Origin of the sequence: Streptomyces sp. Z423-1 (assembly GCF_013009255.1) — a bacterium.
GTDB lineage: Bacteria > Actinomycetota > Actinomycetes > Streptomycetales > Streptomycetaceae > Streptomyces > Streptomyces gossypiisoli.
Genome location: NZ_CP053109.1, coordinates 5,542,638 through 5,565,050, shown reverse-complemented (window position 1 = coordinate 5,565,050; position 22,413 = coordinate 5,542,638). Strand labels below are relative to the sequence as shown.

The following is a 22,413-nucleotide window of genomic DNA, read 5'->3' as shown; positions in this document are numbered from 1 at the left end:
TCGCCGGGAGGTGACCGATCCGTGCAGGTCAGCGGGCTGCGGTCGTGCGGACCTCGGCGAGGAGGTCGTACATCGTCTGACCCGGGCACTCCGTCTGGAGCCAGTCGCGGTGGCCGCTGATCACCGGGACGTCCTTGGTCACGCCGTTGACCGGGTTGACGAAGGTGGTGTTCGCCTGCGGGTCGAGGCCCTTGAAGCGGGCGATCGCCTTGATCAGCCGGGTCAGGGACCGCTTGGCGGCGTGCGTGGGGCCCTGGTCGTCGAGGGTGCCGAGGAGGGCTATGCCGAGGTTGCCGGAGTTGAAGCCGACGGCGTGGAAGGCGGTGACGAGGTTGCCGTCGGGGTCGAAGGCGGGGATGCCGTCGTCGCCGGAGTAGCGGCCCTCGTAGATGACGCCGGCCTCGTCGATCAGGAAGTGGTAGCCGATGTCGCCCCAGTCGTTGGTGATCGCGTGGAACTCGTAGATGCTCCGCACGGTGGCCGCCGGGTCGGGGTCGGCGTTGGGCGTGGCGGTGTGGTGGACGGTGATCGTCTGCAACGGGAAGTACTGCTCGGGCGAGTTGACCTTGCCGTCCTTGTAGCGCTTGGACTCGTCGGCGCCCCAGGCCGGGCGGGAGAGGTAGCGCACGCCCCGCATGCGGGTGGGCTGCGACGGCACCCTGAAGGTGCGGCCCGGCCCGTCGGCGCAGTCGATGGCCAGGGAGCGCACGCGCTGCGCCCCGGCCGGGGCCTTCACCTCGTACGAGGTGGCCGCACCGGCCGCGACGAGTGCCGTACCGCCGTCCTCGACGGTGGCGCAGCCCGCGGTCAGCGGCTGCCAGGTGCCGTCCGGGAAACGGATCCCGGCGCCGTCCGGGGCGCCGGTCCAGCGGACGGCCACGTACGAGGCGGCGAAGGTCAGGGAGTCGGTGCCGGTGGCGGCGGCGGTGCGGGTGGCCGGGAAGGTCTCGGGGGTCGTCCCCGGCTCCGCGCCGGTGGTGGGGGTGTCGGAGTCGGTGGCCGCGAAGACCATCGGGGTCAGCGCGGCACCGGCGGCCACGGCTCCGGCGGCGCCGAGCACGCCGCGCCGGGAGAGGGGCTTCTTCTTGCGGTGGGAGACGGGAGGAGGGGAGTCTTCAAACATTCAAGAAAATCTAGCGACCCCGCATGCCCCACCAGCACCACAACTCCCCAAATTTCTCGTGGAGATCGAGTAAGGAGGATGTGCCGCCCGCTAACGCCGTGCAGTCACCGTCGCGCCCGGCGCCGGGCCGGAGGCCGTCCGTACCGTCCGGCATGTCCCCGACGCGCGCAGTACCTCCGCCACCTTCGCCGCGGACTCCGGGTCGCGGGCGAGGAAGGCGGTGGTCGGGCCGGAGCCGGAGACCAGCGCGGTGAGGGCGCCGGCGGCGCGGCCCGCCGCGAGGGTGTCGGCGAGGGCCGGGAAGAGGGAGAGGGCGGCGGGCTGGAGGTCGTTGGAGACGGCGGCGGCGAGCGCGTCCGGGTCGCCCTTGGCGAGGGCGTCGAGGAGGTCCCGGGAGGCGACCGGCTCGGGGATGTCCGTGCCCTCGCCGAGCCGGTCGAACTCCCGGAAGACCGCCGGGGTGGACAGCCCCCGGTCCGCCATCGCGAACACCCAGTGGAAGGTCCCGCCGACGTCGAGCACCGTCAGTCGCTCGCCCCGCCCGGTGCCGAGCGCGGCCCCGCCGATCAGGCTGAACGGCACGTCACTGCCCAACTCGGCGCAGATGTCGAGGAGTTCGGCACGCGAGGCGCCCGTGCCCCACAGCGCGTCACAGGCGAGCAGCGCACCCGCGCCGTCCGCGCTGCCGCCCGCCATGCCGCCGGCGACAGGGATGTCCTTGGCGATGTGGACATGGACGTCCGGGGTACGTCCGTACCGCGCGGCGAGCGCTTCGGCGGCGCGCGCCGCCAGGTTCGTCCGGTCCAGCGGGACCTGGTCCGCGTCGGGCCCTTCGCAGGTGACCCGCAGCTCGTCGGCCTCGGTGACCGTGACCTCGTCGTAGAGCCCGACCGCCAGGAAGACGTTGGCCAGGTCGTGGTAGCCGTCGGGGCGGGCGGCGCCGACGGCGAGCTGGACGTTGACCTTGGCGGGGACGCGTACCGTCACGCTCACTGGCTCTCCTTCGGGGGTGCGGGGGTCGCCCCCCGCGATGATGCAGCCTCCGCGATCCGGGCGAACTCTTCGACTGTCAGCGACTCTCCGCGCGCCTGCGGCGAGACGCCCGCCGCCACCAGCGCCGCCTCGGCGGCGGCCGCCGACCCGGCCCACCCGGCGAGCGCGGCCCGCAGGGTCTTGCGGCGCTGGGCGAACGCCGCGTCGATGACGGCGAAGACCTCACGCTGCGAGGCGGTGGTCTTGATCGGCTCGGTGCGGCGGGTGAGCGAGACGAGGCCGCTGTCGACGTTGGGCGCGGGCCAGAAGACGTTGCGGCCGATGGCACCGGCCCGTTTGACCTCGGCGAACCAGTTGGCCTTCACCGACGGCACGCCGTACACCTTCGAACCGGGCGGCGCCGCCAGCCGGTCGGCGACCTCCGACTGCACCATCACGAGGGTGCGCTCGATGCTCGGGAAGGTGTCGAGCATGTGCAGCAGGACCGGGACGGCCACGTTGTACGGCAGGTTCGCCACCAGCGCGGTCGGCGCCGGGCCGGGCAGCTCGGTGACGTGCATGGCGTCGGAGTGCACCAGCGCGAACCGGTCGGCGCGCGCCGGCATGCGCGCCGCGATCGTGGCGGGCAGCGCGGCGGCCAGTACGTCGTCGATCTCCACGGCGGTGACCCGGTCGGCCACCTCCAGCAGCGCCAGCGTGAGCGAACCGAGCCCCGGTCCGACCTCCACGACCACGTCGTCGGGCCGGACCTGAGCGGTGCGGACGATACGGCGGACCGTGTTCGCGTCGATGACGAAGTTCTGACCGCGCTGCTTGGTGGGCCGTACACCGAGGGCTTCCGCCAGCTCACGGACATCGGCGGGGCTCAGGAGGGCGTCGGGGGAGGGGCTGCTCACGGCGACAAGCCTATCTGCGGCTCACCGGTGCAACCGCGCCCCGCAGTGCGGCCAGGGGCTCGCCCCGCGCCGGGTGTACAGCTTCTTCGCGCGGTACGTCTGTTCTGCCGCCGAGGCGTCCTGGGGGCGGCCGGTGCCGCCGAGGCTGCGCCAGGTGTGGGCGTCGAACTGGTAGAGGCCACCGTACGTCCCCGACGGGTCGACGGCGTCGGCGCGGCCGCCGGACTCGCAGGCGGCGAGGCCCTGCCAGTCGAGGCCGTCGGCGCCCCGCACGGAGGCCGGCAACGGCTTGGTGCCGACCTTCACGATCTGCGCGGTCGGCTCACGCACCACCTCGCTCCCGAGCCGGCGCGGCTTCTCCCGGACCCCGTTGACGGTCCGCACCGAGTACGTGACCCGGCGCAGCCCCGGCTGCCCCGCCCGCTCGACCACCTCGGTGCCCTTGAGCACCGTCGCGTCCTGGATCCGCCGCACCTCGAACGGGATCTGCTCCTCCCGGATCTCCTTGCCGCCGGTGATCCGCAGCACGGTGACCGTCTGCCCGTCGCGCGGGAAGCTGTCCGGCGGGACGGAGGTGGTGTCCTGGCCGCGCAGGACGATCCCGGCCTCCCGGACGACCTCGCCGACGGTGGCGGCGTTGGTGCGGATGACGCGGGCACGGCCGTCGGCCATCACCGTGACCGACCGCTCGGTGCGCACGTCGAGGGCGAGACCGGCACGTCCGATGCGCTGGGAGCGCGAGATGGACAGATACGCGCCCTCCGCACGCACCCCGAGCTGCCTGAGCGCCCCCTCCACCGTCCGCGCCGTCGTCCACACCTCACGCCGCTGACCGTCGAGGGTGAGCCGCACGGGACGGCCGTAGTGCACGGCGATCTCGTCGCCGCTGCCCAGCTCGGTGCCCGGCGCGGGCTCCACCACATCGCGCGCCCCGACCTCGACGCCCTCCTCGGCCAGCAGCTCACCGACGTCGTCGGCGAAGGTGTGCAGGCGGCGGGGTTCGCCGTCGACGTTCAGCTCGACGGCCTTGTCCTCGGCGACGAAGGCGGAGGTGCCACCGGCGAGGAACGCGACGACCAGCGCCCGCGGCAGCAACCGGCGCACCGAGACGTCCGGGCGCTCGGCGTAACGGCCCCTGCGCCGGCGTGCGGCACGCCGGTCCACTCGGGGGCGCACGACGGCCGCGGGTGCCTCCGGCGCGCCCTGCCGGGGCAGCGCGGGCTCGGCCGTCTCGTAGGCGGGCCGGTAGGTGTCGCCGTAGGTGCCGTACGCGGCGTGGGTGGTGTGGGTGGCGTGGGTGGCGTACGTGGCACCGTCGGGAAGCGTCGGCACACCGTGCATGTCGAATCCGCCATACACCGGTGACGACTCATATGCCTCGAAGGGCTCGTAAGGCTGATTGGTCCCGTATGTCTCGAACTGCGAGTTGCTCACGCCGACACGCTCCAGGGGCCGGAGGGGTCCAGAGGGGTCCGGATCGGGCCCCCAGAACCTAGCGGAGCGGTCGTCACTCTCCAAAGCGACGCGACTGCAGGGCGTGAGCGCGTGGGAGGTCAGTAGCCGAAGGCGCGCGCCGTGTTCGAGCCGATGGCGGTGGCCAGGGCGTCCTCGTCGATACCGCGTACGGCGGCCATCGCGCGCACCGTGACCGGAATGAGATACGGCGCGTTGGGCCGTCCGCGGTAGGGCGCGGGCGTCAGGAAAGGCGCGTCGGTCTCCACCAGGACCAGCTCCAGCGGGGCCACCGCCAGCGCGTCGCGCAGGTTCTGCGCGTTCTTGAAGGTGACGTTGCCCGCGAAGGACATGTAGTACCCGGCGCGGGCGCACACCTCGGCCATCTCGGCGTCCCCGGAGTAGCAGTGGAACACCGTCCGCTCCGGCGCGCCCTCCTCCTTGAGGACGCGCAGCACGTCCGCGTGGGCGTCGCGGTCGTGGATGACCAGCGCCTTGCCGTGCCGCTTGGCGATCTCGATGTGCGCGCGGAACGACCGCTCCTGCGCCGCCTTGCCCTCGGTCCCGGTACGGAAGTAGTCCAGCCCCGTCTCGCCGACCGCCTTCACGTGGGGCAGCGCGGCCAGCCGCTCGATCTCGGCGAGCGCCTCGTCCAGTCCCGCGTCCCCGCCGGGCTCGCGCGCCCCCTGCCGGGACCAGCCGTCGGGGTCGCCGTGGACGATGCGCGGCGCCTCGTTGGGGTGCAGCGCGACGGCCGCGTGCACGTTCTCGTACGCCGCCGCCGTCTCGGCCGCCCACCGGGAGCCGTGCACATCGCAGCCGACCTGGACGACCGTGGTGACACCGACCGACGCGGCCTTCGCGAGGCCCTCCTCCACCGTGCCGGACTGCATGTCGAGGTGCGTGTGCGAGTCGGCGACGGGCACCGTCAGGGGCGGCGGGAGGGGCGGGGCGGCGTTCTTGTCGGAGGTGGGCATGCCCCGATCCTACGAAAGGGGCACACCGCACCGTTCAGCTCGCCCGGCGCTGGAAGGGGTGCAGCAGATCGGACAGCTGCCAGTGGTGCCGCTGCCGGGGGACCGTCGGCACCTCCGCGGGCGGGCGCTGCTCATGCCGCCGCGCCGCGTTGCGCGCCGACGAGACCCGTCCCGGCCGCATGATCCGCACGACGTGACCGCCGCACCTGGCGCACGTCGGCTGACTCAAAGGCGACGGCACGACCCGCCCGTCCGCCACGTACAGGACGAACTCATGCCCCGCACCGTCGACGTGGTGCTCTATCTCGTACGACTGCTCCCACCCGTGCCCGCAGCGCATGCAGGCGAAGGAGTACGACTCGTTGACGACGGCGGTCGCCCCGTTGCGAAGGCCGGTGTGTCCTGTGATCTCGCTCATACCAGCTCCTGTGGTCCGCTGGAGGAACGGTTTGCGTTCCGTCATCCAGTGGACTGCCGACCGAGACTGAAAGCACGCGATCTGTCCAGTATTGGACGGGACTTGGCGCTACCTTGCCAAACGCCCCGTCACCCTTTACCGGCGGTTGGCACAAGGCCGCACATCACAACGCACGTTTCGCGGCAACCACAGCATCAAAAACAACCCGCTTCGGCACCCCCGCCTCCGCAGCCACCGCCGCGATCGCCTCCTTGCGCCGCTCCCCCGCCTCCTCCCGAACCCGCACCCGCCGCACAAGCTCCTCCGGCCCAACCGCCGGAGGCGCCCCCGCGCCCTCGACAACGACGGTGATCTCCCCCCGCACCCCCTCGGCAGCCCACACCGCCAACTCCCCCAGCGTCCCCCGCCGTATCTCCTCGTACGTCTTGGTCAGCTCACGACACACAGCCGCCCGACGCTCCGCACCGAACACCTCGGCCATCGCGGCAAGGGTGTCGTCCAGCCGATGCGGAGCCTCGAAATAGACCAGCGTCCGCCGCTCCTCGGCCACCTCCCGCAGCCGCGACAGCCGCTCCCCCGCCTTCCGCGGCAGAAACCCCTCGAAGCAGAACCGGTCCACCGGCAGCCCGGACAGCGCGAGCGCGGTCAGCACAGCGGAGGGCCCCGGCACCGCGGTGACCCGGACGTCCCGCTCCACGGCCGCCGCCACCAGCCGGTACCCGGGGTCCGACACCGACGGCATCCCGGCATCCGTGACGAGCAGCACACGCGCACCCCCCACCAGTTCCTCGACCAGCTCCGGCGTGCGCGCCGCCTCGTTCCCCTCGAAGTACGACACGACCCGCCCCTTGGGCGTCACCCCCAGCGCCTGGGTCAGCCGCCGCAGCCGCCGCGTGTCCTCGGCGGCGACGACGTCCGCCCGCGCCAGCTCCTGGGAGAGCCTCGGCGGCGCGTCCGCGATGTCGCCGATGGGGGTGCCTGCCAACACAAGGGTTCCTGTCACGTTTCCATCCTCGCAGGGGCGGTCCACGGGACTCCCACAGAAGGGTTCCCTACGATGGCGCGGTGACCAGTACCGCGTCCTCCACGGACACCCGGCAGGACCAGGCCCCCCACGAGCAGCGGCCCTCGTGGCAGCAGCGGCTGCGCCGTTTCGGATACACCCCGGCCGGGCCCCGCAGCGACGTCCGGGACCGGCTCGTGCCGCCGTACGCCGAGCCGAGCCCGCGGCTGTGGGCGGCGCTCGGCATCCGGTATCCGTCGGCCGAGCGGATCACCCGCTGGTCGGGCTGGGGCGGGCCGCTGCTGGTGACGCTGTTCGCGGGGTTGCTGCGCTTTTGGAACCTGGGCAGCCCGAAGGCGGTGATATTCGACGAGACGTACTACGCCAAGGACGCGTGGGCGCTCGTCCACCGCGGGTTCGAGGTCAACTGGGACAAGAACGTCAACGATCTCATCCTGTCCCAGAACGGCAACGTGCCCATCCCGACGGACGCGGCGTACGTCGTGCATCCGCCGGTCGGCAAGTACGTCATCGGGCTGGGCGAGCTGATGTTCGGGTTCAACCCGTTCGGCTGGCGCTTCATGACCGCCCTGCTGGGCACGCTGTCCGTCCTGCTGCTCTGCCGGATCGGCCGCCGCCTGTTCCGCTCCACGTTCCTCGGCTGCCTCGCGGGCGCGCTGATGGCGGTGGACGGGCTGCACTTCGTGATGAGCCGCACCGCGCTGCTGGACGGCGTGCTGATGTTCTTCGTGCTGGCGGCGTTCGGCTGTCTGCTCGTCGACCGGGACCGGGCGCGCGCGAAACTGGCCGCCGCGCTGCCCGTGGACGCCGACGGCCGGGTCCGCCCGCACGCGCACACGGCCGAGCACACCCGCATCGGCCTGCGGCCGTGGCGGATCGCGGCGGGCCTGATGCTGGGCCTGGCCATCGGCACCAAGTGGAACGGCCTGTACATCCTGGCCGCGTTCTGTGTGATGGCGGTGCTGTGGGACGTCGGGGCCCGCAAGGTGGCGGGCGCCCGGCACCCGTACAAGGCGGTGCTCCAGCGCGACCTGGGCTGGGCGTTCCTGTCGACGGTGCCGGTCGCGATCGTCACCTACATCGCGTCCTGGACCGGCTGGATCCTCTCCGCCACCGACGGCACGGGCGGCTACTACCGCAACTGGGCGGCGACCGACGGCAAGGACAGCAGCTGGGCGTGGCTGTTCCCGGAGTGGTGGCGCAGCCTGTGGCACTACGAGACCCAGGTGTACGAGTTCCACGTCGGCCTGTCCTCGCCGCACACGTACCAGTCCAACCCGTGGAGCTGGCTCGTCCTCGGCCGCCCGGTGTCGTACTTCTACGAGTCCCCCGCCCCCGGCACGGACGGCTGCCCGGTGGACGCGGGCGAGAAGTGCGCGCGCGAGGTGCTGGCGCTGGGCACGCCGCTGCTGTGGTGGGTGGCCTGCTTCGCGCTGCTGTACGTGCTGTGGCGCTGGTTCTTCCGCCGCGACTGGCGGGCGGGCGCCATCGCCTGCGGCATCGTGGCCGGCTATCTGCCCTGGTTCCTCTACCAGGAACGGACGATCTTCTTCTTCTACGCCGTGATCTTCGTCCCGTTCCTCTGCCTGGCGATCGCGATGCTGATCGGCGCCCTGGTCGGCCCGCCCGGCTCCACCGACACGCGCCGCGTCGCGGGCGCCACGGGCGCGGGCGTACTCGTCCTGCTGATCGCCTGGAACTTCATCTACTTCTGGCCGATCTACACCGGGCAGGCGATCCCCATAGACGACTGGCGTTCACGAATGTGGCTGGACACATGGGTCTAACAATATGGGAAACACCCGCCCCGTTCGCCACAGCGCACGCTTAGAGTGCGGAGATCTGTGACCGGGGAGGGGACGCGCCATGCGCAAGGGGGTCAAGGCTGCCGCCGTCGGCAGTGTGTTCGCGGTGATGGTCGGAGGGGCCGGGTACGGCGCGTACAACTTCGTCTCCGCGCTGAACGGTGACGGGGGGACGGCGGCCGCGAGCGAGCCCGAGCCGGTGCGGACCGGGCCGCCCAGCAGTGCGGAGGTCCAGGAGGCGAGCCGTCAGTTCTTCGCGGCCTGGGAGCAGGGGCAGGGCGCGAAGGCGGCGTCGTACACGGACTTCGCGGAGGCGGCCGAGCCCGTGCTGGCGTCCTTCGGGCAGGACGCGCACATCACCGACGTGAAGATCACGCCGGGCAAGGCACAGGGCCGTACCGTGCCGTTCTCGGTGAAGGCGACGGTGTCGTACGAGGGGAAGTCCAAGCCGCTGGCGTACGACAGCCGGCTCACCGTCGTGCGCGGGGAGACCACCGGGCGGGCGCTGGTCGACTGGGACCCGGCCGTGGTCCACCCCGGTCTGAAGGACGGCGACATCCTTGTCACCGAGGAGGCGGCGACCCCGCAGATCGAGGCGGTGGACCGCAACGGCACCGTGCTGTCGAAGGACAAGTACCCCTCCCTCGGCCCGATCCTGGACGAACTGCGCGCCCGCTACGGCGACAAGGCCGGCGGCACGCCCGGCGTCGAACTCGCCGTCCGGCACACCACCACCGAGGCCGCCGACACGACGCTGCTCACCCTCTCCGAGGGCGAGCCCGGCAAGCTGCGCACGACGCTGAGCGCGACCGCGCAGGCGGCGGCCGAGAAGGCGGTCGCGCAGTACGACGAGTCCTCCGTGGTCGCCGTCAAGCCGAGCACCGGCGAGATCCTGGCCGTCGCCAACAACCGCGCGGACGGCTGGAACGCCGCGTTCCTCGGTGAGGTGGCGCCCGGCTCCACGATGAAGATCCTCAGCGCGGCCACCCTCATCGACAACGGGCTCACCAGCATGAGCGGGCCCGCGCCCTGCCCCGACTCGGCGGTCTGGCAGAGCCAGACGTTCCACAACCTCACCGGTATGACCCCGAACGAGAACGCCACCCTCTCCGAGAGCTTCGCCCGCTCCTGCAACACCGCCTTCATCAAGTTCGCGGACGAGCTGAAGGTGGACTCCCTGACCCGCGAGGCGCAGGACCGGTTCGGTATCGGCCGGAACGACTGGAAGATCGGCGTCCCCTCCTTCGACGGCTCGGTCCCCGCCTCCGGCGGCCCGGACACCGCCGCCAACCTGATCGGCCAGGGCCAGGTGCAGATGAGCCCGCTGAACATGGCGTCGGTCACGGCGACCGCGATCACGGGCGCCTTCCGGCAGCCGGTGATCGTGCCGCAGAGCCTGGACGGACGGGAACTGGCCACGGCGAAGGGGCTGTCGGGGAACACCGTCGCCCAGCTGCGCGCCATGATGAACCGCACCGCCACCAGCGGCACCGCCGCCTCCGTGATGTCCGGCCTGTCCGGCAGCATCGGCGCGAAGACCGGCTCGGCCGAGGTCGACGGCAACGCCAAGGCGGACAGCTGGTTCACCGGCTACCGCGACGACGTCGCCGCGGCGGCCATGGCCCAGCAGGGCGGGCGGGGCGGCGAGGCGGCGGGCCCGATCGTGGCGGCCGTGCTGCGCGCGGGTGGCTGACGTCACCCGCACAGGCGGGGACTCTAGGGTGGTGCCGTCGTTGGGGACTGTGAGGACCACGAGGCCGGTACGGCCGTAAGGGCCGCGCCGAGCGCGGGGGCGGGCCCGGGGATCACGCGGAGGATCGGGAAGCAGTGGGCAAGAGAAGGCGCGTCGCCGAGCGACGGAAGACCAGGCCCGCCGTGATCGGCGGGGTGATCGCCGTGGTCGTGGGCGGTGCCGGGATCGGTGCCTACGCGCTGTTCGGCACCGGCGCCGCGGCCGAGGACGGCACGTCCACGGCTGCCGCCGGACGGGAGAAGTCGGTGAAGACCGGCCCGCTGTCCGCGAAGGAGGTCACCACCGCCGCCCAGGCGTTCCTCACGGCCTGGCAGCAGGGCGAGATGGCCGGCGCGGCGGCCGCCACCGACGACGCCACGGCGGCGAAGACGCTGCTGGCCGCGTACGCCAAGGACGCACACATCAAGGACCTCACGCTCACCCCGGGCGCCCGCACGGGCGACACCGTGCCGTTCACGGTGACGGGCACGGTGGCGTACGAGGACGTCAGCAAGCCGCTGACGTACCGGAGTTCACTGAAGGTCGTCCGCCGGGCCGCGGACGGCGAGCCGCTGGTCGGCTGGCAGCCGTCGGTCCTCCACCCCGATCTGCGCGAGGGCGACCGGCTCGTCACCGGCGAGGCGGGCACGCCGCCGGTCAAGGCGCTGGACCGGGACGGCGACGAGCTGACCACCGAGAAGTACGCGTCGCTGGGTCCGGTGCTGGACGGGCTGCGTGAGAAGTACGGCAAGACGGCGGGCGGCACGGCCGGGGTCGAACTCCGGGTGGTGCGCGGCGAGGCCTCCCAGAAGCAGGAACTGTCCGACAAGACGGTCCTGGAGCTGAGCGAGGGCACGCCGGGCGAGGTGAGGACGACGCTCAGCGCGAGCCTGCAGACGGCCGCGGAGCAGCAGGTCGCCTCCCGCGCGCGTGCCTCCGTGGTGGTACTGCGGCCCTCGACGGGCGAGATCCTGGCGGTCGCGAACTCCAACCCCAACTTCAACACCGCGTTGCAGGGCTCGCTGGCGCCGGGCTCGACGATGAAGGTCATCACCTCGTCGCTGCTCATCGAGAAGGGGCTGGCCTCACCGGAGAAGGCGCATCCGTGCCCCAAGTACTTCACGTACGGCGGCTGGAAGTTCCAGAACGACGACAAGTTCGAGATCAAGGGCGGCACGTTCAAGGCGAGTTTCGCCCGGTCCTGCAACACGGCGTTCATCAGTCAGGCGCCCGAGTTGAACGACGACGACCTGACCAAGCAGGCGCAGCAGGTGTTCGGCCTGTCGCTGAACAACTGGGCGGTCGGCGTGCCGACCTTCGACGGTTCCGTACCGGTGCAGTCCAAGGCGCCGATGGCGGCGTCGCTCATCGGTCAGGGCGGAGTGCGGATGAACCCGCTGAACATGGCGTCGGTGTCGGCGACGGTCAAGGCGGGCGTCTTCCACCAGCCGTACCTGGTCGCCCCGTCCGTGGACGGCCGCTCCCTGGCCACGGCCTCGCGCACGATGTCCGCGGACACCCTGGCGAAGCTGCGCGAGTTGATGGCCTACACGGCGGCCTACGGCACGGCGGCGGAGGCGATGGCAGGGGTCACCGGTGACGTCGGCGCCAAGACCGGCTCCGCGGAGGTCGACGGGCAGAAGAAGCCCAACGGCTGGTTCACCGCCTACCGGGGCGATCTCGCCGCCGCCGGTGTCGTCCAGGCGGCCGGGCACGGCGGGGAGACGGCGGGCCCGATCGTGGCGGCGCTGCTGAAGCAGGGCGGCTGACGGCTTCCGGTCAGGTTCGTACGGGGGTTGGGGCGACCAGGTAGGTGCGCCGCAGGAAGCGGATCAGCGCCTTGGTGTCGAACTGGACGACCGCGGTCCCCTGCGGGGAGTGGAACTCGACGACGGCCTGCACCCGCCCGCACGGCCACACCCGGACCTCGCCGGACCCGGCGGGGGCGCGCAGGCCCTGTTCGAGAAGGTCCCGGGCGAAGGTCCACTCGTGCGGGCCGGGCAGGCCTATGCGCACCGCGCGCGGATCCCGGTCCGGGTCGTAGCGCAGAACGACCGGAATCGCTCCCCGCTCGTCCAGCACCTGGACGTCGCTGTCCGTGACGATATGGGCTCGCGCGTACTGCTCGACTACGGACATCGGCCGACCCCTTACCGTGCGTGACCTATGCGGAAACTATGCATCCGCTTCCCTTCCAATGTCCCATATTTCCTGGCTTACGCCTGCCGGAGCCGCTTATCTCATCTTCACAACAGGGAGAGCTTCGCTCTTGCAATACGTTCGCATTAAGCCACTATCATCGAACGGTGCATGTACCTGACGGATTCATCAACGCCCCGACCTCCGCCGTGGCCGGAGTCGTCGCCGCGGGTGCCGTCGCCGTGAGCCTGCGCGGCGCCCGGCGCGAGCTGGACGAGCGGACCGCGCCGCTGGCCGGTCTGGTGGCGGCGTTCATCTTCGCGGTGCAGATGCTGAACTTCCCGGTCGCGGCCGGGACCAGCGGACATCTGCTCGGCGGTGCCCTCGCCGCGATTCTCGTCGGCCCTTACACGGGCGCCCTGTGCATATCCGTCGTCCTGCTCATGCAGGGCCTCCTCTTCGCGGACGGCGGCCTGACCGCGCTCGGCGTGAACATCACCGACATGTCGGTCGTCGGTGTCGCCGTCGCCTACGTCGTCTTCCGCGCCCTCGTGAAGGTGCTGCCGCGCACCCGGCGGTCGATCACCGCCGCCTCCTTCGTCGCCGCGCTGATCTCGGTGCCGGCCGCCGCCCTCGCCTTCACGGCGTTCTACGCGATCGGCGGCACCACGGACGTCGCCATCGGCAAGGTCGCCACCGCCATGGTCGGCGTGCACATCCTCATCGGCATCGGCGAGGCCGCGATCACCGCGCTGACGGTGGGCGCCGTGATCGCCGTACGGCAGGACCTGGTCTACGGCGCCCGTGACCTGCGGCAGCCGCTGAAGCTGCGGGTCGGCGGCGAACTCGTCGACGCGCCCGCCGCCGAGGCGCCCGCGCCCGCCGCCCGGACCTCCCGCCGCACGCTGTGGATCAGCGGCCTCGCCACCTCCCTCGTCCTCGCCGGGTTCGTCAGCTTCTACGCCTCCGCCAGCCCCGACGGCCTGGAGAAGGTCGCCGAGGACAAGGGCTTCGCCCAGTCCGCAAAGGAGCACGACGTCGCCGACTCGCCGCTCGCCGACTACGGCGTCAAGGACATCGGCAACGCCCGCCTCTCCGGCGGCCTCGCCGGTGTCATCGGCGTCGGCGTGACCGTCGTCGCGGGCAGCGCGATCTTCTGGGCGGTACGCCGGCGTCGTACGGATGAGGCGGCTCAGACGTCCTCGCCCACCAACACGAGCGTCTGACATGGGTGCGGGGCACGCCCACAAGCTCTACCGGCGGGCCTCGTCGCCCGTGCACGCCCTGCCGCCGCACACCAAGCTCGCCGCCACGTTCGCCTTCGTGGTGGTCGTGGTCTCCACACCGCGCGAGGCGATGTGGGCGTTCGGGGCGTACGCCGTGCTGCTGGGCGTGGTCGCCGGGCTCGCCCGCGTTCCGTTCGGCTTTCTGCTCAAACGGCTGCTGATCGAGGTGCCGTTCGTCGCGTTCGCCGTGCTGCTGCCGTTCGTGGCGGAGGGCGAGCGGGTCGAGGTGGCGGGCATGTCGCTGAGCGTCAGCGGGCTGTGGGGCGCCTGGAACGTGCTCGCCAAGGGCACCCTGGGCGTCGCCGCGTCCGTCCTGCTGGCCGCCAGCACCGAACTGCGCGAGCTGCTGCTCGGCCTGCAACGGCTGAGGCTGCCGCCGCTGCTGGTGCAGATCGCCTCCTTCATGATCCGGTACGGCGATGTCATCACCGACGAGATGCGGCGGATGCGGATCGCGCGGGAGTCGCGCGGCTTCGAGGCACGCGGCCTGCGGCACTGGGGGGTGCTCGCCAAGTCGTCGGGGGCGCTGTTCATCCGCTCCTACGAACGCGGCGAGCGTGTGCATCTGGCGATGGTGAGCCGGGGGTACGCCGGGGTCATGCCGGTGATCGACGAGGTGACCGCGTCCCGGGCGCAGTGGTCGTACGCCCTCGCCCTGCCGTGTGCCGCCCTGATCGTCTGTCTGCTGGGATGGGTGCTGTGACTGAAGCTTCCCTGGAGGTCTCCGGCCTCGCCTTCGCCTACCCCGACGGGCACCAGGCCCTGTTCGGCGTGGACTTCCGCATCGAGCGCGGCGAGCGGGTCGCGCTGCTCGGGCCCAACGGTGCCGGGAAGACCACGCTGGTGCTGCACCTCAACGGCATCCTCGACGGCGGTACGGGCTCGGTGCGGGTGGCCGGACTGCCCGTGGACCGGGCCCACATGGCCGAGATCCGGCGCAAGGTCGGCATCGTCTTCCAGGACCCCGACGACCAGCTCTTCATGCCGACCGTCCGCGAGGACGTGGCGTTCGGACCGGCGGCGGCCGGGCTGAAGGGGGCGGAGCTTCAGGAGCGGGTGGAGCGGGCGCTGGAGCAGGTCGGGATGGCCGGGTTCCAGGACCGCCCGCCGCACCATCTGTCCTTCGGGCAGCGCCGCCGGGTGGCCGTGGCGACCGTGCTCGCCATGGAGCCGGAGATCCTCGTCCTCGACGAGCCCTCCTCCAACCTCGACCCCGCCTCCCGCCGCGAACTGGCCGACATCCTGCGCTCGTTGGACGTCACGGTCCTCATGGTCACGCACGACCTGCCGTACGCCCTGGAGCTGTGCCCCCGCTCCCTCATCCTCAGCGAGGGCGTCATCGCGGCGGACGGCAAGACGGCCGAGCTCCTGGCGAACGACGAGCTGATGCGCACCCACCGCCTGGAACTGCCGTTCGGCTTCGACCCGAGCCGCTGATCTCGGGTTACCGACGGTTTCTACCCCCTGGTAACAACAGACACTCTACTTGTCAGTACCTTGTCGACCATGACCGACGAGGCCACCGCCATCGACACCCGTCCGACGAAGATCATGTACGTCGCCGAGGCCACCTCGCACGGCGGTCGGGACGGCTATGTCACCAGCCAGGACGGGCAGATCGAGTTGAAGGTGGCGATGCCGCCGGAGCTGGGCGGTGACGGCATCGGCACCAACCCCGAGCAGCTGTTCGCGGCCGGCTACAGCACCTGCTTCCACAACGCCCTGATCCTGGTCGGCAACCGGTCCGGCTTCGACCTGACCGGTTCCACCGTCGCCGCGAAGGTCGGCATCGGTCCCAACAAGCGGCGCGGCTACGGCCTCGCGGTCGCCCTGAGCGTCTCGCTGCCGGTCCTCGATGCGGACATCGCGGCGAAGCTGGTCGACGAGGCCCACGAGGTGTGCCCGTACTCCAACGCCACCCGTGGCAACATCGACGTCACGATCCTGCTGGGGTAGGAATCGCGGGCTGTCCGTGTGCGTTGCACCCACTGTCGCGGGTGAGTGAACGGAACGGAGTACGGACGTGGACGTGAACGGCACAGTGGCCGAGGGCTTCGAGCCGGTCAGGGAAGCGTTCGTGCGGAACTTCGAGGTGCTCGGCGACCGGGGCGCCGCCGTGACCGTCTACCGGCACGGGCGCAAGGTCGTCGACCTGTGGGGCGGCACGAAGGACGTCGACGGTACGGCGCCCTGGGAGCACGGCACCGCGCAGATCGTGCGCTCGGCGACGAAGGGCGTCGCCGCCGCCGTACTGCTGATGCTGCGTCAGCGGGGCGAGCTGGACCTGGACGCGCCGGTCGGGGAGCTGTGGCCGGAGTACAAGGCGGCGGGCAAGGAGCGGACCCTCGTACGGCATCTGCTCGCGCACCGGGCCGGGGTGCCCGTGCTGGACCGGCCGCTGACCGTGGCCGAGGCCGCCGACCCGGACCTCGGTGCCGCGGCGGTGGCCGCGCAGGCACCGGTGTGGGAGCCGGGGAGTGCGCACGGGTATCACGCGCAGACGTTCAGCTGGCTGGTCGGTGAGGTGGTACGGCGGGTCACCGGGCGTTCGGTCGGGGAGTGGATCGCCGACGAGATCGCCGGGCCGCTCGGGGCCGAGCTGTGGCTCGGGCTGCCGGAGGGCGAGACGGCGCGCGTGGGGCGGGTCGGCAAGGTCGAGGCTCCTGAGGCGGCGAACGGGCTGAGGACGCGGCCCAAGCGGGCGGTGGCCGACGCGTACGCCGACCGGGACTCCCTCACCCGCCGCTCCTTCGGCGCGATATCGCCGACGCCCGACGAGAACGACCCCGTCTACCGGGCCGCCGCCCTGCCCGCCTCCAACGGCATCGCGACGGCGGACGGACTCGCCCGCTTCTACGCCTCGCTGATCGGCGAAGTGGACGGCGGGATACGGCTGTTCACGCCGGAGACGGTGGAGCTGGCGCGCGCGGAGCAGTCGGTGGGGCCGGACCGGGTGCTGGTCGTGAGCACCCGCTTCGGGCTCGGCTACATGCTGCACGGCAGCGCGTCCCCGCTGCTCTCCCCCACGTCCTTCGGCCACCCCGGCCGCGGCGGCGCGCTCGGCTTCGCGGACCCCGAGTCGGGTATCGCCTTCGGCTATGTCACCAACGGCTTCCGCAAGAGCGTGACGGCGGATCCCCGGGCGCAGGCACTGGTGCGGGCGCTGCGGGGGGTGCTGGAGGCCTGAGGGGTCCGGCTGGGCGCCCGAGGGTGTCCCTTCAGAGGGCGTCGGCCAGGGCCCGGCGGTACCAGGGGGCGCATTCCTTGAACGTCTCCGCGAAAGGGGCTCCCGGGCCGGTGCTCAGCAACGACCACAGGGCGCCGCTGTCGTACCAGCGGTCGACGGTGACCAGGGCGAGTGGGCGGCGGGCGGCGGGGCCGTGGGGGGCGAGGCGGTGCAGGGCCTCGTCGAGGGTGATCTCGCCGGTGGGCAGGGGCAGGTCCAGGGCTTCGCAGACGGTCGTGACGAGTTCCCGCAGGGTCACGGGCTCGGGGTGCGCGGCGTGCAGGACGCGGCCCGCGGGCGGCGTCGGCTCGTGGGGCGCGAGGGCCAGTTCGGTCAGGGCGCGGGCGAGGACCGGCGCCGAGATCAGGGAGAGGCGGGCGCCCGCGCCGTCCACCCAGTGGGGCAGGCGGCGCAGCAGCTGGACGAGGCCGGGCACGACCCAGGTGTCGCCCTCGCCGTAGACGAGGTACGGGCGTACGACGGTGCCGCCGGCGGCCAGGACCAGCCGTTCGCCGGCGAGGCGGGTCTCGCTGGTCGGGGAGACCGGCGCCTCGGTGATCCGGCCCTCGCGCTCGCCGCGGTGCGGTCCGTCGCCGTAGACGGCGGCGGTGCCGAGCTGCACGATCCGGCCCACGCCCGCCCTGGCGGCCTCGGCGAGCAGGGCGCGGGTGCCCTCCTCGTTGACGGTCCGGCACTCCTCGGGGGTGCCGCCGATGCGGGCGGCCAGGTGAAGGACGGTCGTGACGCCTTCGCAGACGCCGTGCAGGGACGCCGGGTCGGCGAGGTCGCCGTGCACCGTCTCCAGGTCGCCGCCGGTGGCGTCGGGGCCGGGGCGGCGGTGGGTGAGCAGGCGGAGGGTGGCGCCGTCGGAGGTGGCGGACGCGGTCCGCAGCAGGGGGACGACATGCGAGCCGATGAAACCGGTGCCGCCGGTCACCAGGATGCGTTCGGGGCTCAAGTGCGGCCTTCCGCCGGGGCTCAGTGATGTGATCAGGTGGGTGATCAGAGGTGTCGTGGCGCCACTTTTCTATACCTACGGCCCGCGCGGCAAGGGGCCTTGGGATCGGTTGGTCGGTCGGGGGCGGGGGGCGCCGCCCCCTCGGTGGCGCCCGCCTACACGGACGCCGTCGCGGCCTCCCGGCGGCGCTCGGCCCGGTCCGCGTGCGTGAGCAGGTCGTCCAGCGTGGCGGCGAGTTCGCTGACCGACTGCTCGCGCAGGAGGTGGTGGGTGGGCACCGGGATCCGCAGGGCGTTCTCCAGCTTGCGCTGGAAGGCCAGGGCGGTGAGGGAGTCGATGCCCTGGGCGTAGAGCGGGCGGCTGCGGTGGATGCGGTGGGCGGGCGGAACGTCGAGGTACGTCTCCAGGGTGCGGCAGACGAACGCCTCGATGGCCCGCAGCCGGGCCTCGCCGGGAGCGGTGCGCAGGGCGCCTAGGTCCAGGGTGGCGGCCGGGGTTCCTGACACGGTGTCGTCCTTTCGGGGTGCGGGGTCGGCGGTCGGGCGCTGGGCGCGCGGGCGGGGCTGGGAGCTGCGCAGGGCGGCGGGTGCCGGGCCGGGGCGCGGTCCCGCGCCGTCGGACCACACCAGGTGGAAACGCCAGCGGCTGATCCGCCAGCCGTCCGGGGTGCGTACGGCCTCGCCCTCGCTGTAGCCGCCGATGTCGAAGCGGCCGCCGGGGTCGGGGCCGTCGTCGTGGTGGACGTGGGAGGCGAAGATGTGGACGCGGAGGCGGGCCGTGTCGCCGTCCAGCGTGATGCCGTAGGTGGAGGCCAGGTGGTGGGTGCGGGCGAACCGTGACTTCCGGTCGAAGTGGAAGGCGGCGGCGGTGTCCAGGCCGCGCACCGTGCCGACCGGGAACTCCAGCCGGCAGTCGTCGGTGAAGACCGTGCGGGGCCAGCTGTCGTCGTACCCGTGGGCGTCCTGGGCGTCGAGCAGGGTGACGTACCGGTCGACGAGTTCGGTGATCTCGGCGCGGTCGGCCAGTGCGCGCAACCTCTCCTTCAGGGCGTCGAGTTCGGCGCGCGGGAGGGTGATGGTGTCGGTCTGTTCGAGGTGCGGGGAGGTCATGGGGAAGAAGCTCCGTTTCCTAGGGCGGCGCTGTATCGGTATACGGCTCCGCCGCGTGGGCACGACCGGCCACGACGGTGCCGCGGGCGATCAACGGCACCGCGCGGCACCTCCGGCGGAGCGCCTACGCCGCCCGGCTGCCCGAGGCCCGCCAGCCCCGTGGATCGCGGTGCGCCGGGACGCGTTCCGGACGGCGCCAGGTCGCCGTGGGGGTGGGGGCCCGGTCCTGCAGACCGGGGCCGAGGGCCGCGAGGGCGGCGGCGCGGGAGAGCAGCACGCTGGTCAGGGCCGCGAGTTCCGCCGGTGTCGCGGTGCCCTTGACGACCTTGATGACCAGCGCGTCCCGCGTGCTCACTGCGGCGGGTTGCCGTGCTTGCGGCACGGCAGGTCGGCGTGCTTGCTGCGCAGCATGGCCAGGGCGCGGACCAGGGTTCCGCGGGTGTCCCGGGGATCGATCACATCGTCGATCAGGCCGCGCTCGGCGGCGTAGTAGGGGTGCATCAGCTCCGCCTGGTACTCCTTGATCTTCTGGGCCCGGGTGGCGTCCGGGTCGTCGGCGGCGGCGATCTCCCGGCGGAAGATGACGTTCGCCGCGCCCTCCGCGCCCATCACCGCGATCTCGTTGGACGGCCAGGCCAGCGCCAGGTCGGTGCCGATGGACCGGGAGTCCATCACGATGTAGGCGCCGCCGTACGCCTTGCGCAGCACCAGCGAGATGCGGGGCACCGTAGCGTTGCAGTAGGCGTACAGCAGCTTGGCGCCGCGCCGGATGATCCCGTTGTGCTCCTGGTCGACGCCCGGCAGGAAGCCCGGTACGTCGATGAGCGTGATGATCGGGATGTTGAAGGCGTCGCAGAACTGCACGAACCGCGCCGCCTTCTCGCTGGCGTCGATGTCGAGGACCCCGGCGTAGGAGGCCGGCTGGTTGGCGACGACGGCGACGACCTCGCCGTCCAGCCGGGACAGCGCGCACACCACGTTGGTCGCCCAGCCCGGGTGGACCTCGAAGTAGTCGCCGTCGTCGACGATCTCCTCGATGACGGCCCGGATGTCGTACACCCGGCTGGGGTCCTCGGGCACCAGGTCCAGCAGCCGGTCGGTGCGCCGGTCGGCCGGGTCGGCGCTCGGCGCTCTGGGCGGCAGGTCGCGGTTGTTGGACGGCAGCAGGGAGAGCAGGTGGCGCACGTCCTCCAGGCACGCGCGGACGTCGTCGTACGCGAAGTGGGCCACCCCGGAGGTGGTCGCGTGCACGTCGGCGCCGCCGAGGTCGTTCTGGGAGATCTCCTCGCCGGTGACGGCCTTGACCACGTCGGGTCCGGTGATGAACATCTGGGCGATGTCGCGGACCATGAAGACGAAGTCGGTCAGGGCGGGGCTGTAGGCGGCACCGCCCGCGCACGGGCCGAGCATCACGCTGATCTGCGGGATGACGCCGGACGCGCGCGTGTTGCGCTGGAAGATGCCGCCGTAGCCGGCGAGCGCGCTGACGCCCTCCTGGATCCGGGCGCCCGCGCCGTCGTTCAGCGACACCAGCGGCGCGCCCGCCGCCACCGCCATGTCCATGATCTTGTGGATCTTCTGGGCGTGGGCCTCGCCGAGCGCGCCGCCGAAGATGCGGAAGTCATGCGCGTAGACGAAGACCGTACGGCCGTGGACCGTGCCCCAGCCGGTGATCACACCGTCGGTGTAGGGACGTTTCTTCTCCAGCCCGAAGCCGGTCGCCCGGTGCCGGCGCAACATCTCGACCTCGGTGAACGACCCCTCGTCGAGCAGGAGTTCGATCCGCTCGTGGGCGGTGAGCTTGCCCTTGGCGTGCTGCCGCTCGGTGGCCAGCGGATCGCCGTGCCGGGCGGCCTGCTTGATCAGGCTCAGTTCCTCCAGCCGTTCCGCGGCGCTCCACTGACCGCGGTGCTCACGGTCGTGCAGGCTCGGCCGGTCGGACCCCTGGTCGGACCCTTGGTCGGACTTCTGATGGGAATTCTGGTCGGACTTCTGGTCGGTCGTCATTTGGTGGGTCTCACGCTCCCCAGTCAGGTTCATGCGTGGTCATGCCGTCGGCGTCCAGGTCCACCGTCCCGCCCGCGTACAGCGCGGACGGCGGGACCCAGCGCACGGTGACCCGCTCCGGCGGCCCGCCCAGCACCGCGACGGCGGCGTTGTGGCGGGGCCCGGACGGCAGGTCCAGCAGCGTCCACCCGGACGGGCGGCGGCGCCGGTCGGCCCCCAGGTAGTCCTGGCCCGGATCCCGGGACAGGCCGGTGCCCAGCGCCTTGAGGTAGGCCTCCTTGCGGGTCCACATCCGCCCGAACAGCTCACGCCGCTCCTCGCCGGCCAGGCCCGCCAGCTCCGCCTGCTCCCCCGGGTGCAGTGCCGGGGAGCACACCTCGACGGTCTCGTCCCTCGGCAGCCGTTCCACGTCGGCGCCGAGCACGGTGGCGGCGACGGCGACGACGGCCATGCCGTGGCTGTGCGCCAGGGAGAAGTGCAGCGGCGGGTCGGGGTGGGCGACGGCGGGCCGCCCGTGCGGCTTGCCGCACCCGGGGCAGGGCTCCCGCACGAACGGCACCTCGCGCGGCGTCAGCCCCAGGTAGGCGCCGAGCAGCCGGCGCAGCGCGACATGCGCGGAGGCGTAGGTGATGCCGTCGGTGGGGCGGACGAAGGAGGCGGTGCGCCGGCGTTCCGCGTCGTCCAGCTCGGACAGGTCCAGCAGCTCGGCCGCCGTCTCCAGCCGGGGCCGGCGCACCAGCCACACGTCGAGCTGCCCCGGGGCCGGCAGCCGCGTCCTCGCGGTCTCGGGTCCCTCGCGGACCACCAGCTCCGGAATCACGTCGTGCCCGGCCCGTCGTGCGAGACCAGGTGGGCGCCCTGCCCGCCGCGCTTGTGCGGGCTGTCCCCCGGGCCGAGCTGCCCGGACAGGCACTCGATGAGTTCGGCGGCGCTGTTGGCGCGCAGCAGCATGTTGAGGTTGACGTCGAGGTGGAGAGCCGCCTCCATCCGGCGCTGGAGTTCGAGGCCGTTGATGGACCCGATGCCGAGACTGTTCATCGGGCGGCCCTCGGTGTCGATGGTGTGCGGCGGCACCCGCAGCACCCGGGCGAGTTCGGCGCGGACGTACGCGTCGATCAGGCGGACCCGCTCGGCCTCGTCGCAGGCGGCCAGGTGGGCCGGGTCCGGGGGGTCCACGTCGACGACGGTGTCCTGCTCGAACTCGTAGTCGAAGTCGTCGAAATCATCGAGGTCGTCGAAGACCCAGGTCTTCGTTGTCTGGTCCATGG

At 72.2% G+C, this 22,413-nt stretch carries 22 protein-coding genes; 8 read left to right on the top strand and 14 right to left on the bottom strand.

Going from position 1 to position 22,413, the window contains the following annotated elements:
- Positions 1-28: 28 nt before the first annotated feature.
- The 7 genes from HJD23_RS24980 to rsmI form a co-directional block, all read right to left on the bottom strand.
- A complete protein-coding gene (locus HJD23_RS24980) occupies positions 29-1,123 on the bottom strand; it encodes an N-acetylmuramoyl-L-alanine amidase (protein ID WP_232107546.1) in 1,095 nt (364 codons plus the stop codon).
- A 90-nt stretch (positions 1,124-1,213) separates the two neighbouring features.
- Positions 1,214-2,116, bottom strand: a complete 903-nt coding sequence (locus HJD23_RS24975) for a 4-(cytidine 5'-diphospho)-2-C-methyl-D-erythritol kinase (protein ID WP_171108238.1) — start codon at positions 2,114-2,116, stop codon at positions 1,214-1,216.
- Complete coding sequence (gene rsmA, locus HJD23_RS24970) at positions 2,113-3,012, bottom strand: 16S rRNA (adenine(1518)-N(6)/adenine(1519)-N(6))-dimethyltransferase RsmA (RefSeq protein ID WP_171108236.1); 900 nt, start codon at positions 3,010-3,012, stop codon at positions 2,113-2,115. Before rsmA ends, HJD23_RS24975 begins: the two co-directional genes overlap by 4 nt.
- Before the next feature lie 21 nt (positions 3,013-3,033).
- The gene (locus HJD23_RS24965) at positions 3,034-4,446 is read right to left on the bottom strand and encodes a resuscitation-promoting factor (RefSeq protein ID WP_240980810.1); all 1,413 of its coding nucleotides are present in this window, start codon (positions 4,444-4,446) and stop codon (positions 3,034-3,036) included.
- 119 nt (positions 4,447-4,565) lie between these two features.
- Complete coding sequence (locus HJD23_RS24960; RefSeq protein WP_171108234.1) at positions 4,566-5,441, bottom strand: TatD family hydrolase; 876 nt, start codon at positions 5,439-5,441, stop codon at positions 4,566-4,568.
- A gap of 34 nt (positions 5,442-5,475) precedes the next feature.
- Positions 5,476-5,859 carry a hypothetical protein gene (locus HJD23_RS24955; RefSeq protein ID WP_171108232.1) on the bottom strand — a complete coding sequence of 128 codons (384 nt, stop codon included), beginning with the start codon at positions 5,857-5,859 and terminating at the stop codon, positions 5,476-5,478.
- A 163-nt stretch (positions 5,860-6,022) separates the two neighbouring features.
- Positions 6,023-6,862 carry a 16S rRNA (cytidine(1402)-2'-O)-methyltransferase gene (rsmI, locus tag HJD23_RS24950; protein WP_171108230.1) on the bottom strand — a complete coding sequence of 280 codons (840 nt, stop codon included), beginning with the start codon at positions 6,860-6,862 and terminating at the stop codon, positions 6,023-6,025.
- Positions 6,863-6,924: 62 nt separating this feature from the next.
- On the opposite strand from rsmI, the gene HJD23_RS24945 reads away from it, so the two are divergent.
- The 3 genes from HJD23_RS24945 to HJD23_RS24935 all read left to right on the top strand — a co-directional run bounded on the left by HJD23_RS24945 (position 6,925) and on the right by HJD23_RS24935 (position 12,189).
- A complete protein-coding gene (locus tag HJD23_RS24945; RefSeq protein WP_171108228.1) occupies positions 6,925-8,670 on the top strand; it encodes a phospholipid carrier-dependent glycosyltransferase in 1,746 nt (581 codons plus the stop codon).
- Between the two features lie 79 nt (positions 8,671-8,749).
- Entirely contained in the window at positions 8,750-10,381 is a 1,632-nt protein-coding gene (locus tag HJD23_RS24940; protein WP_171108226.1) for a penicillin-binding transpeptidase domain-containing protein, read from the top strand.
- Between the two features lie 134 nt (positions 10,382-10,515).
- Complete coding sequence (locus HJD23_RS24935; RefSeq protein WP_171108224.1) at positions 10,516-12,189, top strand: penicillin-binding transpeptidase domain-containing protein; 1,674 nt, start codon at positions 10,516-10,518, stop codon at positions 12,187-12,189.
- A gap of 10 nt (positions 12,190-12,199) precedes the next feature.
- On the opposite strand, the gene HJD23_RS24930 is transcribed toward HJD23_RS24935, so the two are convergent.
- Positions 12,200-12,559, bottom strand: coding sequence for an SsgA family sporulation/cell division regulator (locus HJD23_RS24930; RefSeq protein ID WP_171108223.1), 360 nt, complete (start codon positions 12,557-12,559; stop codon positions 12,200-12,202).
- A 167-nt stretch (positions 12,560-12,726) separates the two neighbouring features.
- Between HJD23_RS24930 and HJD23_RS24925 the strand changes: the two genes are divergently transcribed.
- The 5 genes from HJD23_RS24925 to HJD23_RS24905 all read left to right on the top strand — a co-directional run bounded on the left by HJD23_RS24925 (position 12,727) and on the right by HJD23_RS24905 (position 17,032).
- Positions 12,727-13,785 carry an energy-coupling factor ABC transporter permease gene (locus HJD23_RS24925; RefSeq protein WP_171108221.1) on the top strand — a complete coding sequence of 353 codons (1,059 nt, stop codon included), beginning with the start codon at positions 12,727-12,729 and terminating at the stop codon, positions 13,783-13,785.
- Between the two features lies 1 nt (position 13,786).
- Positions 13,787-14,548 carry a cobalt ECF transporter T component CbiQ gene (gene cbiQ / locus HJD23_RS24920; protein ID WP_171108219.1) on the top strand — a complete coding sequence of 254 codons (762 nt, stop codon included), beginning with the start codon at positions 13,787-13,789 and terminating at the stop codon, positions 14,546-14,548.
- Positions 14,536-15,282 carry an ABC transporter ATP-binding protein gene (locus tag HJD23_RS24915; protein ID WP_171108217.1) on the top strand — a complete coding sequence of 249 codons (747 nt, stop codon included), beginning with the start codon at positions 14,536-14,538 and terminating at the stop codon, positions 15,280-15,282. Before cbiQ ends, HJD23_RS24915 begins: the two co-directional genes overlap by 13 nt.
- A 69-nt stretch (positions 15,283-15,351) precedes the next feature.
- Complete coding sequence (locus HJD23_RS24910; RefSeq protein ID WP_171108215.1) at positions 15,352-15,801, top strand: organic hydroperoxide resistance protein; 450 nt, start codon at positions 15,352-15,354, stop codon at positions 15,799-15,801.
- A 67-nt stretch (positions 15,802-15,868) separates the two neighbouring features.
- A complete protein-coding gene (locus tag HJD23_RS24905; protein ID WP_171108213.1) occupies positions 15,869-17,032 on the top strand; it encodes a serine hydrolase domain-containing protein in 1,164 nt (387 codons plus the stop codon).
- A gap of 31 nt (positions 17,033-17,063) precedes the next feature.
- Here HJD23_RS24905 and HJD23_RS24900 read toward each other — a convergent pair whose 3' ends face one another.
- From HJD23_RS24900 to HJD23_RS24875, 6 genes are all read right to left on the bottom strand, one after another.
- Positions 17,064-18,029, bottom strand: coding sequence for an NAD(P)-dependent oxidoreductase (locus HJD23_RS24900; RefSeq protein ID WP_197972283.1), 966 nt, complete (start codon positions 18,027-18,029; stop codon positions 17,064-17,066).
- Positions 18,030-18,184: 155 nt separating this feature from the next.
- Positions 18,185-19,138 (bottom strand): nuclear transport factor 2 family protein, encoded by a 954-nt coding sequence (locus tag HJD23_RS24895; RefSeq protein WP_171108211.1) that lies wholly within the window; start codon positions 19,136-19,138, stop codon positions 18,185-18,187.
- 124 nt (positions 19,139-19,262) lie between these two features.
- On the bottom strand, positions 19,263-19,493 hold the full coding sequence (locus HJD23_RS24890; RefSeq protein WP_206352703.1) for an acyl-CoA carboxylase epsilon subunit: 231 nt from the start codon (positions 19,491-19,493) through the stop codon (positions 19,263-19,265).
- On the bottom strand, positions 19,490-21,145 hold the full coding sequence (locus HJD23_RS24885) for an acyl-CoA carboxylase subunit beta (RefSeq protein ID WP_171108208.1): 1,656 nt from the start codon (positions 21,143-21,145) through the stop codon (positions 19,490-19,492). Before HJD23_RS24885 ends, HJD23_RS24890 begins: the two co-directional genes overlap by 4 nt.
- A gap of 10 nt (positions 21,146-21,155) precedes the next feature.
- Complete coding sequence (locus HJD23_RS24880; RefSeq protein WP_240980809.1) at positions 21,156-21,965, bottom strand: 4'-phosphopantetheinyl transferase superfamily protein; 810 nt, start codon at positions 21,963-21,965, stop codon at positions 21,156-21,158.
- A complete protein-coding gene (locus HJD23_RS24875; RefSeq protein ID WP_171108206.1) occupies positions 21,962-22,411 on the bottom strand; it encodes an acyl carrier protein in 450 nt (149 codons plus the stop codon). Before HJD23_RS24875 ends, HJD23_RS24880 begins: the two co-directional genes overlap by 4 nt.
- Positions 22,412-22,413: the final 2 nt, after the last annotated feature.

Excerpts from the sequence above, each read along its gene's own strand:
- HJD23_RS24930 (WP_171108223.1), bottom strand. The coding sequence starts at position 12,559 with ATGTCCGTAGTCGAGCAGTACGCGCGAGCCCATATCGTCACGGACAGC.
- HJD23_RS24940 (WP_171108226.1), top strand. The coding sequence starts at position 8,750 with ATGCGCAAGGGGGTCAAGGCTGCCGCCGTCGGCAGTGTGTTCGCGGTG.
- HJD23_RS24955 (WP_171108232.1), bottom strand. The coding sequence starts at position 5,859 with ATGAGCGAGATCACAGGACACACCGGCCTTCGCAACGGGGCGACCGCC.
- HJD23_RS24980 (WP_232107546.1), bottom strand. The coding sequence starts at position 1,123 with ATGTTTGAAGACTCCCCTCCTCCCGTCTCCCACCGCAAGAAGAAGCCC.
- HJD23_RS24895 (WP_171108211.1), bottom strand. The coding sequence starts at position 19,138 with ATGACCTCCCCGCACCTCGAACAGACCGACACCATCACCCTCCCGCGC.
- HJD23_RS24875 (WP_171108206.1), bottom strand. The coding sequence starts at position 22,411 with ATGGACCAGACAACGAAGACCTGGGTCTTCGACGACCTCGATGATTTC.
- cbiQ (WP_171108219.1), top strand. The coding sequence starts at position 13,787 with ATGGGTGCGGGGCACGCCCACAAGCTCTACCGGCGGGCCTCGTCGCCC.
- HJD23_RS24885 (WP_171108208.1), bottom strand. The coding sequence starts at position 21,145 with ATGACGACCGACCAGAAGTCCGACCAGAATTCCCATCAGAAGTCCGAC.
- HJD23_RS24915 (WP_171108217.1), top strand. The coding sequence starts at position 14,536 with ATGGGTGCTGTGACTGAAGCTTCCCTGGAGGTCTCCGGCCTCGCCTTC.
- HJD23_RS24960 (WP_171108234.1), bottom strand. The coding sequence starts at position 5,441 with ATGCCCACCTCCGACAAGAACGCCGCCCCGCCCCTCCCGCCGCCCCTG.
- HJD23_RS24910 (WP_171108215.1), top strand. The coding sequence starts at position 15,352 with ATGACCGACGAGGCCACCGCCATCGACACCCGTCCGACGAAGATCATG.